The 16,213-nt window shown below is 60.4% G+C and carries 12 protein-coding genes; 10 read left to right on the top strand and 2 right to left on the bottom strand.

Translation table 11 applies throughout. The features are described 5' to 3' along the window. Positions 1–317 precede the first annotated feature (317 nt). The 4 genes from LG281_RS09210 to LG281_RS09195 all read left to right on the top strand — a co-directional run bounded on the left by LG281_RS09210 (position 318) and on the right by LG281_RS09195 (position 4,526). A complete protein-coding gene (locus tag LG281_RS09210) occupies positions 318–1,586 on the top strand; it encodes an ABC transporter substrate-binding protein (RefSeq protein ID WP_404406544.1) in 1,269 nt (422 codons plus the stop codon). A gap of 135 nt (positions 1,587–1,721) precedes the next feature. After that, positions 1,722–2,675 (top strand): carbohydrate ABC transporter permease, encoded by a 954-nt coding sequence (locus LG281_RS09205; RefSeq protein ID WP_404406685.1) that lies wholly within the window; start codon positions 1,722–1,724, stop codon positions 2,673–2,675. Then, positions 2,675–3,505, top strand: coding sequence for a carbohydrate ABC transporter permease (locus LG281_RS09200; RefSeq protein ID WP_404406542.1), 831 nt, complete (start codon positions 2,675–2,677; stop codon positions 3,503–3,505). The genes LG281_RS09205 and LG281_RS09200 overlap by 1 nt, the downstream gene beginning before the upstream one ends. A gap of 16 nt (positions 3,506–3,521) precedes the next feature. Next, a complete protein-coding gene (locus LG281_RS09195; RefSeq protein WP_404406540.1) occupies positions 3,522–4,526 on the top strand; it encodes an ABC transporter ATP-binding protein in 1,005 nt (334 codons plus the stop codon). 20 nt (positions 4,527–4,546) lie between these two features. On the opposite strand, the gene recQ is transcribed toward LG281_RS09195, so the two are convergent. Continuing rightward, positions 4,547–6,388, bottom strand: coding sequence for a DNA helicase RecQ (gene recQ / locus LG281_RS09190; protein ID WP_404406538.1), 1,842 nt, complete (start codon positions 6,386–6,388; stop codon positions 4,547–4,549). 225 nt (positions 6,389–6,613) lie between these two features. Between recQ and LG281_RS09185 the strand changes: the two genes are divergently transcribed. Next, on the top strand, positions 6,614–7,378 hold the full coding sequence (locus LG281_RS09185; protein WP_404406536.1) for a FadR/GntR family transcriptional regulator: 765 nt from the start codon (positions 6,614–6,616) through the stop codon (positions 7,376–7,378). Between the two features lie 16 nt (positions 7,379–7,394). On the opposite strand, the gene LG281_RS09180 is transcribed toward LG281_RS09185, so the two are convergent. Continuing rightward, positions 7,395–8,149 (bottom strand): IS5 family transposase gene (locus tag LG281_RS09180; protein WP_404400331.1). Its coding sequence is split into 2 segments (ribosomal slippage): positions 7,395–7,816 and positions 7,816–8,149, totalling 756 coding nucleotides; the frame shifts between segments, so codons are not numbered across the junction. 331 nt (positions 8,150–8,480) lie between these two features. Between LG281_RS09180 and LG281_RS09175 the strand changes: the two genes are divergently transcribed. The 5 genes from LG281_RS09175 (at position 8,481) to mmsB (ending at position 16,150) form a co-directional block, all read left to right on the top strand. Continuing rightward, a complete protein-coding gene (locus LG281_RS09175) occupies positions 8,481–10,559 on the top strand; it encodes a putative bifunctional diguanylate cyclase/phosphodiesterase (protein ID WP_404406534.1) in 2,079 nt (692 codons plus the stop codon). A gap of 37 nt (positions 10,560–10,596) precedes the next feature. Next, the gene (locus LG281_RS09170) at positions 10,597–11,838 is read left to right on the top strand and encodes an ABC transporter substrate-binding protein (RefSeq protein WP_404406532.1); all 1,242 of its coding nucleotides are present in this window, start codon (positions 10,597–10,599) and stop codon (positions 11,836–11,838) included. 313 nt (positions 11,839–12,151) lie between these two features. Then, positions 12,152–13,219, top strand: coding sequence for a multiple monosaccharide ABC transporter substrate-binding protein (gene chvE, locus LG281_RS09165; protein ID WP_404406530.1), 1,068 nt, complete (start codon positions 12,152–12,154; stop codon positions 13,217–13,219). Positions 13,220–13,418: 199 nt separating this feature from the next. Then, on the top strand, positions 13,419–14,954 hold the full coding sequence (gene mmsA, locus LG281_RS09160; protein WP_404406529.1) for a multiple monosaccharide ABC transporter ATP-binding protein: 1,536 nt from the start codon (positions 13,419–13,421) through the stop codon (positions 14,952–14,954). After that, positions 14,951–16,150 carry a multiple monosaccharide ABC transporter permease gene (gene mmsB / locus LG281_RS09155; RefSeq protein WP_404406527.1) on the top strand — a complete coding sequence of 400 codons (1,200 nt, stop codon included), beginning with the start codon at positions 14,951–14,953 and terminating at the stop codon, positions 16,148–16,150. Before mmsA ends, mmsB begins: the two co-directional genes overlap by 4 nt. Positions 16,151–16,213 lie beyond the last annotated feature (63 nt).

The raw sequence follows: 16,213 nt of genomic DNA, 5'->3' as shown, positions 1-16,213 counted from the left end.
TGATGTAATCGGTCTCATTGCGCAATGGACGAACCGGACTATCTGCCGGTGCTGGTGAAAAATGGCCGCGATTTCAGCGGGATACCGACAAAAGGGATTCTCGGGTATGTCGATTATTCCCCAAGTATAAATGGTGAGACCAGGCTGTATTGACAGGACTATGAGCTTCTGTCAATTTCCAGCCAAAGCGCTTTGGATGCCAGTTTGACGGAGGTCGGGGGCCAATAGTCGCTTTGCAAGGGAGGGAATTACGCCGCGTGGATATCGCGTTTCGGCGGAGGGTGCTCCTTTGTCTTTTGAGAACTTGGGAGGATTTTATGAAAGCAACAACAATACTTGCCGGTCTCTTGTCGAGTGTGACCCTTTTCGCGGGCGTCGCAGGCGCGGCCGATCTGTCGATCGTCTCCGGCGACACCGGTAACGGGCTTGAATTCCTGCGCGGCCAACTCAATCGTTTCGAAGAGCACACCGGGCATACCGTCACCATCGTGCCCATGCCCTCTTCGACGACAGACCAGTTCGGCCAGTACCGGCTCTGGCTTGCCGCCGGCAATACCGACATCGACGTCTATCAGACCGACGTCATCTGGGCGCCCCAGCTTGCCGACCAGTTCCTCGACCTAACTGAAGCCGCCGCGGATGTTGTCGATGAGCACTTCCCCGCCATCATCGAATCCCAGACCGTCGACGGGCGTCTCGTTGCATTGCCGGCCTTCACCGACGCGCCGGCGCTCTACTATCGCACCGACCTTCTCGAAAAATACGGCAAGGACGTCCCCACGACTTGGGCAGAGCTCGAAGCGACCGCCGCCGAGGTCATGGAAGCTGAGCGCGCCGCAGGGAACGCGGACATGTGGGGTTTCGTCTTCCAGGGCAACGCTTACGAGGGGCTGACCTGCGACGCACTCGAATGGGTGATGTCGAATGGCGGCGGGCAGATCGTCGAACCCGACGGTACGATCTCGATCAACAACCCGCGGGCCGCGGCGGCCATCGAGAGGGCCGCAGGCTGGGTCGGTACCATCGCGCCTGAAGGCGTGCTCGCATATATGGAAGAGGAAAGTCGCGGCGTCTGGCAGCTCGGCAATGCGGTTTTCATGCGCAATTGGCCTTATGCCTATTCGCTTGGAAACGGGGCGGACTCCGCCATTGCGGGGAATTTCGACGTCGCCCCGCTTCCCATGGGCGATGGCGAAGGTGCGCGCTCGGCAGCAACGCTCGGCGGGTGGAATGTCGCGGTTTCGAAATATTCGCAAAATCCCGACGCTGCGATCGAACTGGCGCTGTTCCTCTCCTCGGCCGAGGTTCAGAAGGAACGCGCGATCAGCCAATCCAACCTCCCCACCATCCAGGCGCTCTACGACGACGCCGATATTGCCGAAGCCCAGCCGATCATTCCGCGCTGGAAGGAAGTCTTTGAGAATTCCGTGCCGCGGCCTTCGGCACCCACCAAGACTGACTATAACGAAGTCTCCTCACTGTTCTGGGGTGCCGTGCACGAAACGCTCTCGGGCAACGGCTCAGCGGCCGAGAACCTCGAAATCCTCGAGATCGATCTCGAGGATTTGAGGGGTAACGGCTGGTAGGACCTCCCCGTTGGGCACGCCGGTGTCATCCCCGGTGCGTCCGCAACAGCCTGTGGGCGGCTATCCGTCCACAGGCCACAAAACTAACGTTGAATGGGTAGCCCAATGAGCGTGGAAGGCACCGTTGCCAGCCCAATGGCGACGCCAGCCAAGCCGATCAAGAACGAGCTTCTGGCCCAGCGCGTGCGCTCAGCACGCATCTTTCTCATTCCCATGATCGTCGCACTTCTGATCGTGGCCGGTTGGCCACTCTTGCGGTCGATCTATTTCTCCTTCACCGACGCTTCGCTGACCAATCTCTACGACCACGAATGGGTCGGCTTCGCGAACTATCTCAATTGGCGCACGCTCGAATCTGGCCGCACGATCTTCCGCGGGACGCTGGTCGATCCCGACTGGTGGAACGCGGTGTGGAACACGATGCGGTTTGCCGTCGTCTCGGTGTCGCTCGAAGCGGTGTTCGGGATGATCGTGGCGTTGGTTTTGAACGCCGAATTCAAGGGCAGAGGTATCGTTCGCGCCGCGATCCTGATCCCCTGGGCCATCCCCACCATCGTCTCAGCCCGCATGTGGGGCTGGATGCTCAATGACCAGTTCGGCATCCTCAACGATCTGTTCCTCAGCCTTGGGCTCATTTCGCAAAAGATCGCCTGGACGGCCAATGCCGATACGGCAATGACGGCCGTGCTGATGGTCGACATCTGGAAGACGACACCTTTTATGGCGCTTTTGATCCTCGCCGGGCTGCAGATGATCCCCAAGGATATCTATGAGGCGGCCGACATCGACGGCGTGCATCCGGTAAAGCAGTTCTTCCGCATTACTCTGCCACTGGTGCGCCCCGCGCTCATGGTCGCGATCATCTTCCGGCTGCTCGATGCCATGCGGATTTTCGACCTCATCTATGTGCTGACGCCCAATTCCTCGGCGACGGAAACCATGTCGATCGTGAGCCGCGAGAACCTCATCGAGTTCGACAAGTTCGCCTACGGCTCGGCACAGTCGACGCTTTTGTTCCTCATCATCGCGGTGATGACGATCCTTTATATCTGGCTCGGCCGCGTCAGGCTTGAAGGGGGAGACCGCTGATGGCCTGGGCAATCGTAAAACGCACGAGCTTTTACGCGCTCGTTGTCGCTATCGTCGTGATCGCAGTGTTCCCGTTTTACTATGCGATCCTGACCAGCTTCAAATCGGGTACGGACCTCTTTCGGATCACCTATTGGCCGACATCGCTCTCTCTGGGCAATTACGCCTCGGTCCTGACACAAGGCAGCTTCGTCCAGAACCTCTGGAACTCGCTCATCGTTTCGACCCTCGTTGTGTGCCTTGCGCTTCTGATGGCGGTGACCGCGTCCTACGCACTCTCGCGGGTGCGATTCCGGGGACGGGGGCTTTTGTTGCTGACGATCCTTTCGGTTTCGATGTTCCCGCAGATCGCGGTGTTGGCCGGGCTCTTTGAGGTGATCCGCTTTTTCGGCCTCTTCAACACGATCTGGGCGCTGATCTTTTCCTATACGATCTTTACCCTGCCCTTCACCGTCTGGGTGCTGACCACCTTCATGCGGGATCTGCCCATCGAGATCGAAGAGGCCGCGATCGTCGACGGGGCGACGCCCTGGGTGATCATCACCAAAGTCTTCATGCCGCTGATGTGGCCGGCGCTGGTGACGACGGGGCTACTGGCGTTCATTGCGGCGTGGAACGAATTCCTCTTCGCTTTGACGTTCACGTCATCGAACGCCACGCGCACGGTGCCCGTCGCCATCGCGCTCCTCTCGGGCGGCAGTCAGTACGAAATCCCGTGGGGGAATATCATGGCGGCCTCTGTCATCGTCACCGTGCCGCTCGTCGTCCTCGTTCTCATCTTCCAGCGCAAGATCATCTCCGGCCTCACCGCCGGCGGCGTCAAAGGCTAAGGAGTTCATCTGTCCAATGGCCAATCTCGAACTTAAAAACATCCGCAAATCCTTCGGCATGGTCGACGTGATCCGTGGCGTCGACCTCACCGTCAATTCCGGGGAATTCATGGTCTTCGTCGGCCCTTCGGGCTGCGGGAAGTCGACGCTTTTGCGGCTGATCGCGGGGCTTGAGAACATCACCTCGGGTGAACTTCTGTTCGATGGGAAGGTGGTCAACGGGTTGACCCCGTCCAAGCGCGGCATCGCGATGGTGTTCCAATCTTACGCGCTTTATCCGCACATGACGGTCTACGACAACATGGCCTTCGGCATGCAGCTCGCCAAGGGATCGAAAGAGCAAATCCGCGAGCGGGTCTTGAAAGCCGCACAGATGCTGCAGATCGAACCCTATCTCGACCGTCTGCCCAAACAGCTCTCGGGCGGGCAGCGCCAGCGCGTGGCGATCGGGCGGGCCATCGTGCGCGACCCAAAGGTGTTCCTCTTCGATGAGCCACTATCGAACCTCGACGCCGCGCTGCGCGTGGCGACCCGGCTCGAGATCGCCAAGCTCCACCACGATATGCACAAGACCACGATGATCTACGTCACCCACGATCAGGTCGAGGCGATGACTTTGGCGGACCGGATTTGCGTCCTGCGTGACGGTGTGATCGAGCAGGTCGGCACGCCGCTCGAACTCTACGAGAACCCGCAATCGCTCTTCGTTGCCGGGTTTATCGGCAGCCCGAAGATGAACTTTTTGAACGGGCAGTTCGCCGACGCGTTCCGGGCGACGACGCTCGGGGTCCGGTCCGAGCATATCCGGATCACGCCCGACGGTCGCTGGTCGGGCGATGTGGTACATACCGAAAATCTTGGATCCGACTCCTACGTCTATGTCGAGATCGGTGCGGATGAACCGCTGATCGTGCGCCAGGAAGGGACGAGCCGGCATCCGGTGGGCGAGAGGATTTCGGTTTCGCCGGTCGAGAGCCAGATCCACCGGTTCGACCGGGATGGGAGGCCGATGCGGGCGTGAAGGCTTAGAGTCTCACCGAATTATCGGTCAGGTTCTTCCTCCGGCGCGAACTGCCCGAGCACGGCCAGGAACGAGTCGCCATAGCGCTCGAGCTTGGCTTGCCCCACGCCCGGTAAATCCATCATCGCATCGCGCGATTGCGGGCGCTCGACGGCCATGACCTTGAGCGTTGAATCGTGGAAGATGACGTAAGGCGGTACGCTCTGTTCGCGGGCGAGCCGCGTGCGTTCGGCGCGCAGGGCTTCGAAGACGGGTTGGTGCTCCTCGGAGATGTCCACAGGGCTGCGGGAGCGCTTGAGAGACTCCGTGGTCTTGCGCACGGCATCCTTGCGGAAGGTGATTTGGCGCTCGTTTCTGAAGACGGCGCGGGCCTCCGTGTCGAGATAGAGCGCGCCATGGCCGGCGTGATCGGTGTGGATCAGCCCCATCGCCATCAGCTGGCGCAGAACCGAGTGCCAGGTCTTGGCGTTGATGTCACGGCCAGCACCGAAAACGGGCTGCTGGTCGTGGCGGAAGCGGGTAACCTTGTCGGTGGTCTTGCCGGTCAGAACATCGACGATATGTCCCGCGCCGAAACGCTGGCCGGTGCGGTAGATCGCGGCAAGGGCCTTGATCGCGGTATCGGTGCCGTCCCAGGTCTCGACCGGGGAAAGGCAGGTATCGCAATTGCCGCAATTGCCGCCATGCGCCTCGCCGAAATGCGCGAGGATCGCCTTGCGGCGGCAATCGGCGGTCTCGCAGACCGCGAGCAGGGCATTGAGTTTGCGCCGCTCAATGGTTTTGACCTCATCGGGCGCATTGCCTTCTTCGATCATGCGCCGGCGCTGGACGACGTCGGCCATCCCGTAGCACATCCATGCATCCGAAGGCTGGCCATCCCGGCCTGCGCGGCCGGTTTCCTGATAATAGGCCTCGATGGTGGCGGGCAGGTCGAGATGAGCGACATAGCGCACGTCCGGCTTGTCGATGCCCATGCCGAATGCGACCGTGGCGACGAGGCACAGCCCGTCTTCCTTGAGGAACGCATCCTGATTGGCCATGCGGACGTTGGGCGCGAGCCCGGCATGATACGGCAGGGCGCGGATGCCTTGCGCAGTGAGCCATTCGGCGGTGGCCTCGACCTTGGCGCGTGATAGGCAATAAACGATGCCACTTGCACCTTCGTGCTTGGCGAGGAAGCCCTTGAGTTGGGTTTTGGCGTTCGCGCGCTCGACAATGGTGTAGGTGATATTCGGCCTGTCGAAGCTCGAGATAAAGACCTCGGCCTCCGAAAGGCCGAGGCGTTCGATGATATCGGTGCGCGTCATAGGATCGGCGGTGGCCGTAAGCGCGATGCGCGGGACGCCGGGGAACTGCGCGGTGAAATCGGCAAGCGCGCGGTATTCGGGGCGGAAATCGTGGCCCCATTGGCTCACGCAATGCGCCTCATCGATGGCAAACAGCGCGATCTCGGCGCGCTCGAGCAATTGGATGAAGCCCGGCGTCGTCGCCCGTTCGGGGGCGACGTAGAGCAGGTCGAGTTCGCCCGAAAGAAGCTGGTCGCGCACCGCGGAAGCTTCGGCGCCCGAGAGCGACGAGTTGAGCGCTGCCGCATTGACTCCTGCCTGCCGCAGGGCTTCGACCTGATCGCGCATGAGCGCGATCAACGGCGAAATGACGATGCCGACGCCCGGTCGTGCGATGGCGGGAATCTGGTAGCACAGCGATTTTCCCGCGCCGGTGGGGAACAATACGACGGCGTCGCCGCCATCTGCAACGTGCCGGACTACAGCTTCCTGCTGTCCGCGGAAATCGTCATAGCCAAAAACGTCGCGCAATACGATTTTGGGATCGGCTTGCAGGCGCGCGAACAGTTGGTCCAAGATGACGCTCTCAGAGGTTTAGAGCTCAACCGAAAATTCGGTCGGGCTCTTATGGTGAGTCTCTCTTGCCGAGGCTAACCGCGCCCTTCGTCCACCGCAACCTCAACTGGGCATTGCAGTGGCTGCCATTTATCCTATTATAATCTTTATCGGTGGCCTATATTGGTGCTGGGCAATCGGGAGGATCCGGAGCCTCGGAAGGCCAATCGGCAAGGTTTGGAAGCGATGAGCGACACGACGGAAGCGGGAGGAGAACGCGCCGGCCGGACAGGATCGGCGGGGCGGATGCGACCGCGCAATTTCCACTCCCAGGTGATCTGGGTACTCGGCACCGCGATCGTGCAGGGTGAGTATCCCGAAGGCGCGATTCTGCCCGGCGACTCGGAGCTGACCGAGCAGTTCGGCGTCTCGCGCACGGTTCTGCGCGAGGCGCTAAAGACGCTTTCGGCCAAGGGGTTGATCGAAGCGCGCGCGCGTGTGGGAACGCGTGTTCTGCCGCGGGCACACTGGAACATGTTCGACCCGGACGTGCTTGCCTGGCATCTGGAATCCGGGCTCGATATCGCCTTCATAAACCGGCTGGCCGAAGTGCGCATGGCCGTGGAGCCGGAGGCCGCCGCGCTCGCAGCCGAGCGCCGAACACCCGAACACGTCGAGGCGCTGATGCATTGGCTGGGCCGGATGGAGCAAACAGGGCAGAGCGCAGAGGAATTCGCCCACAACGACCTTGAGTTCCACAAAGTCGTCGCCGAAGCTTCCGGCAATCCATTCATGGTATCTTTGAGCGCGGTGGTCGAGGTCGCGCTAACGGCAAGCTTCAAGGTAAGCTCCCCCGTCGAGGGTGGGGAAGCCTTCGATCGCGCCGTGCGCATGCATCGCAATATCGCCGAAGCGATTGCATCGGGTGAGCCCGAGGTCGCCCGCATGGCCATGCGGCAGGCGATCCAGTCGGGCGTCGATCGGGCGCAGACGACATTGGCCACGCGCTAGGCTCAGGACTCGTTAATCAGAGCCAGAAGATGACGGTTGCGGCGATGCAGATGGCTGAAAAGAAGGTGTGAGCGCATCGATCGTAGCGGGTAGCGATGCGCCGCCAGTCCTTGAGCTTGCCGAACATGTTCTCAATTCTATGGCGCTGGCGATAGAGCGCTTTGTCGTAGTCGATCGGCTGCTTGCGGCTTTTGGTCGGCGGAATGCATGGCTCGATGCCCCTGTCAGCGAGAGCTTGGCGGAACCAATTGCTGTCGTAACCCTTGTCGCCAAGCAGGCTGTCGGCGGACGGCAGCACGTCGAGCAAGAGCCTGGCGCCCTTGTGGTCGCTCATCTGGCCTTCGCTCAAAAGCAGTATCAGCGGCCGGCCCTCGGCGTCGCAAACGGCGTGCAGCTTGGAGTTCAGCCCGCCTTTCGTCCGCCCGATACGACGGGGAACATCCCCTTTTTAAGAAGGCTCGCCGCGGTGCGGTGGGCCTTCAGATGCGTGGCGTCGATCATGATGCGCTCGGGTTGCGGCCCTTCGCCGGCCAGCGCTGCAAAGATCCTGTCGAACACGCCCAGCCGGCTCCAGCGAATGAAGCGATTGTAGAGCGTCTTGTGCGGGCCATACCCGCTTGGTGCGTCCTTCCACTGCAGGCCGTTCCTGATCACGTAGATGATGCCGCTAACCACCCGCCGGTCGTCAACCCGCGGAATGCCGTGGGAAAGCGGGAAATACGGTGATATCCGCGCCATCTGGCGCTCGCTCAACAGAAACAAATCACTCATCAGGACCTCCTTCATCGGAGACCCTGAATCACATCTCACATCAAATTAATAGGTCCTGAGCCTAGGCTCGACCCGCATTTGCCGGTAATTTTATCCGATTTGCGCCGATTATATCCGATTCACGCTGCGGAGTGAGGCGGAAGAGCCCGGAGCAATACCAGGTTAACTTTTTGCCCCGGCTAATAGCCCATGAACCACGCCCTTGCGGTCTTTAGCGCGAGGGATATCAACATGCTGAAGAGGGGGGCGGGCCTATGACGGGAAGGCGTGGGGTACGGAGCGTTGGGGGGGCGCCGCGCACCCGTTGCAGGGACGCATAGCCAGGCCCAAGATGTCCCAAACGTTGTTTCCGTACCACCATCGGTTGCGCTCGGTCGAACGCTATATTGGGACGATCGGGCGTGTCTACGTCTATGCAGCGATCGTCATGAGTCTTCTGATTGGCGCGACGCATTTCACCGTGACGACAGCGCTCGAACGCCACGAACTTCATCATCACATCAGTTTTCTAACGAGCAGCCAGTTCGTCCGTTTTCAGCAATTGGCCAATCATACGCGCGCGCTCATGAGGGCATCGGCCGATCCCAACCTGCCAGAGTTCATCGTCACTCCCATGCTCGATGAAGTCACGCAGGCGGTTGAGGATGTCCGGGCGATGTCGGAAGAGCTCGACGGGCTCTATCGCGACCTCGACCAGAACTATCTCCAGCGTCTCGACGGGAATGACGACGTCACCGTGCACAAGCGCGCCGATCTCGATCGGCGGCTGAGCGAATTCCTCGCAAGGGCAGAACAACTCGTCAGGGCCACAAATGAGGAACGGAGCCGGCGCTACACGTTCTGGGGGGCTATCGACTTCGCCATTGCCTCCGACAGTGCCCTGATCCGGCTCTTCAGCGATCTTATCGCGGACGCACATGCCAGCAGCTCATCGACCATCAACAATGCCAAACTGATCAGCACCGCACTGCTGGGGCTGCTGGCCGCAAGTGTTGTGCTGGCGAGCCTGTTCCTGTTCGGGCCTTTGCTCAAGAAGCTCGCCAGGGAGCAGCGCCGCACGACCGACTTCAAAATGCGTCTCGAAAAGCTCGCCCATACCGATTCGCTAACGGATCTCGACAATAGGTCGACGTTCAATCGTGCGCTTTCGGCTCTGTTCGGTGAGTTCGAGCAGCGTGGCACCACGTTCGGGCTGCTGCTTGTGGACCTCGACCACTTCAAGACCGTCAACGATAGATACGGTCATCTGGCCGGCGACGCAGCGCTGCGCCACGTTGCCGACGCGATGCGGCGGGTGCTGCGCGGCGGCGATCTTGCCGCCCGGCTCGGCGGCGACGAGTTTGCCGTACTTCTCCCTGGCCTTGCCGGCGCTGCAGAGCTCGAAACGATCGCCCGGCGGTTGTCCGAAGCGATATTGGGCGAGTTGACGTTCGAAGGCCGTACGCTGTGGGTTTCGGCCAGTATCGGCGGCGCGATCATCCCGCCCCATGCCAGCGACAAGGCCGACCTGACGCGCATAGCCGACATGGCGCTCTATACGGCTAAGCGCGACCGCGGGACAGTCGTCGTTTTCAACGAAAAGTCGCTCGCCGAGCAACTCGAGCGAACCCAGTTGCGCAATGCGCTGGGGACTGCGGCGGAGCGCGACGAGTTCGTGGTCCACTATCAGCCCAAGGTAGACCTTATGAGCGGTCGGCATCTGGGTTTCGAAGCGCTCGTCCGCTGGCAACATCCAGAACTTGGGCTGCTGGGGCCGGGCCAGTTTTTGCCCCTGATTGAGGAAAGTCGTCTGATCCGCGACATGACCCGGGCGGTGGTCAATGCCGCCGGGCGCGATCTCAAGGCCTGGAAGGCCTGCGGGCTCGCTCCTGAGGCTATCGCGATAAACCTGCCCGAGATGTTGCTCGTCGACGACGGCGGCTATGAGATCTTTTCCGATGTCATCGCCGAGCATGGACTCGAATGGAGCGATTTCGGGGTCGAGATCACGGAAAACGTCTTTCTCAACCGAAACACCGACAAAATCATCGATATGGTCACGCGTTTCCGCGAACACGGGCTTTCGGTCTCGTTCGACGATTTCGGAACCGGCTTCGCCTCGCTCGTGCACCTGCGCGATTTCCCTTTCGACGAACTCAAGATCGACCGCAGCTTCGTCGCCGGGATCGGCGAGGATACCCGGTCCGAGCAGATCATCCGCGCGGTAGCCGATCTGGCGCGCAATCTGGGCAAACGGTGTATCGCCGAAGGTATCGAGACCGAAGAACACCGCCGCTTCCTGCTTAAGACCGGTTGCAGGACCGGGCAGGGCTATTTCTTCGCCAAGCCGCTTCCGGCGGACATTGCGAGCAAATGGCTCTCCCAGCCATCCCGTGTCGCGACATTGCGACGGGAGCGCCGGACGGCATGAAGGAGGGCGGCATCGCATGAAACCAAGGAGGTTGGAATTGGGCTGGAATAAGGGTTGGAGAACGGCTGCCGCAGCAATACTCTTTGCTGGCGTATGTCATGGTGGCGCAGCTGCCGAGGCGGTGCCGCTCGACGTCGTGCACTTCTGGATTTCCGAAAGCGAAAGCCAGGCCCTGGACGTGTTTCGCGAGGCATGGGCCGCAACGGGCAATCAATGGGTCGATCTGCCCGCCGAAAACAAGGTTGCCGTCCAGCGGGTCGTCAGCGAACGCGTTGTCAACGGCTATGCGCCCGCGGTTATGCAATGGAATGCAAATGAAGGTTCGCGCGAGCTTCCGGAGATGGGTATTGTCCTCGACATCGAGGAGGTTGCGGAAGACGACGACTGGCGCTCGGTTTTGCCTCAGGTCGTGATCGACCGCATTACCTATCAGGACAAGATCTACTTCGCGCCGACCAACATCCACGCCGAGAACTGGCTGTGGACCAGTCAGGCGATTTTCGACGAACTGGACCTTTCCGTCCCGGAAAGTTGGGAGGACATCTTTGCCGCCGCCGACAGCATCGAGGCGGCAGGTTATACGCCCATTGCGCTTGGGGGCGGGCACTGGGAGGTCTCCCTGATCTTCAATAACATCATGTTCGACAGGCTTGGGGCCGATGGGTATGCGCGGTTTATCAGTGGCGATGCGGCGATGGTCGCAGACTCCCGTATGATCGAAGCGCTCGACATGCTGCGGCAAATCTCGGATTATACGCAACCGCTCGACGCCCGGCAGGGGATGAGCTGGGCGGATGCGACCGCCGCAGTTGGTGAGGGCCAGGCCGGTATGCAGTTTATGGGAGACTGGGCCAAGGGCGAGCTTATCGCGCGCGGCTATGCGGTGGATGAGGACTTCGGGTGCAGTCTTGTTCCTGGAACAGCCATCTCGTACTTCATGGTCATCGACGCCTTTGCATTTCCGCTTACCAATCGCGAAGAGACGGTGGACGCGCAGCGGGAGTTCGCACGCATGCTCCTCGACCGCGACAACCAGGTCGCATTCAGCCGTGTCAAGGGCTCGCTACCGGTGCGCACCGATGTCGATCCAGCTGGTCTCGACCGCTGCGGGCAACTCGGGCTGCAGATGATCACGCAATCGAGCACTGTGAGCGCGCAGTCCATGGCCATGCCCACGCAGATGTCGGAAGGGTGGATCGGCGTGCTCAACGACTTTTTCAACGACCCAACCATGTCACCTGAAGCGGCGCAGGAGCGGCTCTACGAAATCGTCTCGTAAGGCTGATTTACTCAGAGCATCTTGCTTTGGACAAATTCCACGATTCTTCGAATTGCGAAAATTCTCCATGTCCTTGTATTGCGGGCTTCCGAACAGCAAAAGTGGTGCCCCCTTTTTGCTGGAAGCGCTCTGGCCTGAGTGGATTGACCTGCATACTTATAAATACGCATGCGTCATGCACAGGGCGCCGAATCTCCCTTTACAAATAATCATACTATATGCAAATCTAGTGCCGCGCCGGCGTTAGACCGGCGCGGTGTCAGGGGCCGATGGGGACAACCCGCGGCGCCATTTGTTAGGGAGAGAGACACACATGAAATCGATTATGATGGGCGTTGGCGCCCTGGTGGTCGGCGCTGCGCTGACGGCTGGGCCTGCTGTCGCACAGGACAAGGGGCTGGTGGGTATTTCCATGCCGACCCAATCGTCGGCACGGTGGATTTCCGACGGCAACTCAATGGTCGAGCAGTTTGAAGCCGCCGGGTTTTCGACGGACCTGCAGTATGCCGAAGACGATATCCCCAACCAGCTCGCGCAGATTGAAAACATGATCGTACGCGGTGCCGATGCGCTCGTGATCGCCGCCATCGACGGCACGACGCTGACGGGCGCACTCGAAACCGCCGCCGCCAACGGCATCCCGGTTATCGCTTACGACCGTCTGATCCGCGGTTCGGAGAACGTCGACTACTATGCGACGTTCGATAACTTCCAGGTTGGCGTGCAGCAGGGCCAGTCGTTGCTCGACGGTCTTGGCGTCGGCGAAAACGAAGGTCCGTTCAACATCGAACTGTTCGGCGGTTCGCCCGACGACAACAACGCCTACTTCTTCTACGACGGCGCGATGAGCGTCCTGCAGCCCTACATCGACGACGGCACGCTTGTGGTGAAGTCCGGCCAGATGGGCATGGACACGGTCGGCACGCTGCGCTGGGACGGCTCGGTCGCCCAGGCTCGTATGGACAACCTTCTGAGCGCTTACTATTCCGACGACACGGTCGATGCCGTGCTCTCGCCCTATGACGGGCTTTCGATCGGTATCATCTCCTCACTCAAGGGTGTCGGCTATGGTTCGGACGATCTGCCCATGCCGATCATCTCCGGCCAGGATGCGGAAATCCCCTCGGTTAAGGCGATCCTCGCCGGCGAGCAGTACTCCACGATCTTCAAGGACACCCGCGAGCTCGCCCGCGTGACCGTGGGCATGGTTTCGGCCGTGCTCGAGGATGCGGAACCGCAGATCAACGACACCGAAACCTATGACAACGGCGTCAAGGTCGTGCCGTCCTACCTGCTCAATCCGGTGCTGGTCACCGAGGAGAACTGGGAAGACGTTCTGGTCGGCTCGGGGTATTATACCCGCGAGCAGATCGTCGAGTAGGTCGTCCATAGAAGCGACTTGAGCCCTTCTCCCCGTGAGGGAGAGGGGATGCGGTGAGGGGTGCCGGTTACCTTGAGAAAGGGGCGCCCCTCATCCAACCTTTCGCTATCGCGAAAGCCACCTTCTTCCTCAAGGGAGAAAGGAAGCCGTGCCGGCGGAAGGCGGGTGCTTCTCACCTACACACGAAATGGAATGAACCATGACCGCCATTCTCGAAATGCGGGGCATTACCAAGACGTTTCCCGGCGTCAATGCCCTCGACAATGTGAACCTCACCGTCGAGCAGGGCGAAATCCATGCTCTGGTGGGGGAAAACGGCGCGGGCAAATCCACGCTCATGAAGGTACTCTCTGGGGTCTACCCTTCGGGCGAATATGAAGGGCAGATCTTCTTTGAGGGCGAAGAGCGGCACTTTCACGGGATCGCCGATTCCGAGCACGCCGGCATCGTCATCATTCACCAGGAACTCGCTCTGGTTCCGCTCCTGTCGATCGCCGAGAACATTTTTCTAGGCAATGAACGCGCCGAGCGCGGCGTCGTAGACTGGAGCGAAACCTACAGGCGGACCGAAGAGCTCCTGAAGCGCGTGGGATTGAAGGAGTCTCCACGCACCAAGGTGACGCATCTGGGGCTGGGCAAGCAGCAGCTTGTCGAGATCGCCAAGGCGCTCTCGAAAGAGGTGAAGCTGCTTATTCTCGACGAGCCTACCTCGTCGCTCAACGAGAACGACAGCCAGGCACTTCTCGAGCTGCTTGTGGATTTAAAGCACAAAGGCGTCTCCTCGATCCTCATTTCTCACAAGCTCAACGAAATCTCTCAGGTCGCCGACCGCATCACCGTCCTGCGCGACGGCGCGACGGTCTCGACCATGGATTGTCATGTCCGCGAGATCAGCGAAGGCGATATCGTGCGCGATATGGTGGGCCGGTCGCTGTCCGACCGCTTCCCCAAGCGTGACCACGAGGTGGGCGAGACCCTTCTCGAAGTCAGGAACTGGACGGCCCATCACCCCATCCACTCGGATCGCAAGGTCGTCGACGATGTGAGTTTCGAGGTCAAGGCCGGCGAGGTCGTTGGCATCGCGGGGCTCATGGGCGCAGGACGGACCGAACTGGCGATGAGCCTCTTCGGCAAATCGTATGGCGACAAGATTTCGGGCGAAGTCTACCTGCGCGGGCAGAAGGTGGACGTGTCAACGGTTGAAAAAGCGATTGCCTCCGGCATTTGCTATGCCACCGAAGACCGCAAGCAATATGGGCTGGTGCTCGACCAGACCATCCGCCGCAATATCCCGCTCGCCAATCTCAGGGGCATCGCCAACGGCATCGTGGTCGACGACCACAAGGAACGGATCGTTGCCGAGGAGTATCGCAAGGCACTTGCGATCAAGAGCTCGGGGATCGGGCAGAAGACAATCAACCTTTCGGGTGGCAACCAGCAGAAGGTGGTGCTCTCGAAATGGCTTTATGCCGAGCCCGACATCCTCATTCTCGATGAGCCCACGCGCGGTATCGACGTGGGCGCCAAATACGAAATCTATACGATCATCAACGACCTCGCCCGGCAGGGTAAGGGCATTGTCGTCATCTCCTCGGAGATGCCGGAACTTCTCGGGACATGTGACCGCATCTATGTGATGAACCAGGGCCAGTTCCTCGGGCAATTGCCCATCGCCGAAGCGAGCCAGGAGAAAATCATGAGCATGATTCTGCAAAAGGGAGGGAAGGCCGCATGACCGAAGCAACCTCCAGCCAGGTACCGGCGGGTCGTCCGCCCGTTCTCGACTATCTCAAGACGCACGTGCGCGAATACGGCATCCTGCTCGCGCTCATCGTCATCATGGCGTTCTTCCAGGTCTCGACGGGCGGGATCCTGTTAAAGCCGGTGAACCTCACCAATCTTGTGCTGCAGAACTCCTACGTCATCATCATGGCCGTGGGTATGCTGCTCGTGATCGTATGCGGCCACATCGACCTCTCGGTCGGCTCGGTCATGGGGTTTGTCGGTGCGCTCTCGGCGACGCTGATCGTCAATTACAATATTCCGTGGGTCCCTGCTGCGATCATCTGTCTTGCCGTCGGCGCGGTGATCGGGGCGATCCAGGGGTACTGGATTGCCTATTGGAAGATCCCGAGCTTCATCGTCACCCTGGCGGGCATGCTTGTCTTCAAGGGGTTGATGATGGCGCTTCTGGCAGGACAGTCGGTTGGGCCGTTCCCCGACGGGTTCCGCATGATCTCGACGGGCTTCATCCCCGACCTCTTCGGCGGCGATGGACTGCACCTCTTTTCGGTCTTTCTCGGCGTTGCCGTAGCGGCCATACTCGTCTGGCTGTCGGTGCGCGCGCGGGCGAAAGAGCAAAAGCACGGGACGCCCGACGAGCCTTTCGCGTTCTTTATTGGCCGCAACCTCATCGTGGCCGGTGCGATCGTGTGGCTCACCTACCTCTTGGCGACCTCGCGCGGTTTGCCCAACGTCTTCATCATCATGGCGGTGCTGATCGCGGGGTATAGCTTCATCGCGCGGCAGACGACCATCGGGCGTCGGATTTATGCCGTGGGCGGCAATCAGAAAGCGGCCAAGCTCTCGGGCATCAATTCCGAACGGCTGACATTCATGGTCTTCGCAAATATGGGCATGCTGGCCGCGCTTGCGGGACTCGTTTTTGCCGCACGGCTCAACATGGCGACGCCGAAGGCCGGTGAAACCTTCGAACTCGACGTGATCGCGGCGGTCTTCATCGGCGGCGCGTCGATGGCCGGCGGCGTGGGGACGATTGTCGGGGCCGTGATCGGCGCCTTCATCATGGGCGTCATGAACAACGGCATGTCGATCATGGGTATCGGCATCGACTGGCAGCAGATGATCAAGGGGCTTGTGCTGCTCGCGGCCGTGATCTTCGACGTCTACAACAAGACCAAGGCCGCTTAAATAACGGCACCCGGCGCGGGCCATTCCGTCCGCGCCGGTCTATTCGAATATATGAGGTGTTGC

Source organism: Pelagibacterium halotolerans (assembly GCF_044811015.1).
GTDB lineage: Bacteria > Pseudomonadota > Alphaproteobacteria > Rhizobiales > Devosiaceae > Pelagibacterium > Pelagibacterium halotolerans_A.
This window is presented reverse-complemented; position numbering and strand designations above follow the sequence as displayed.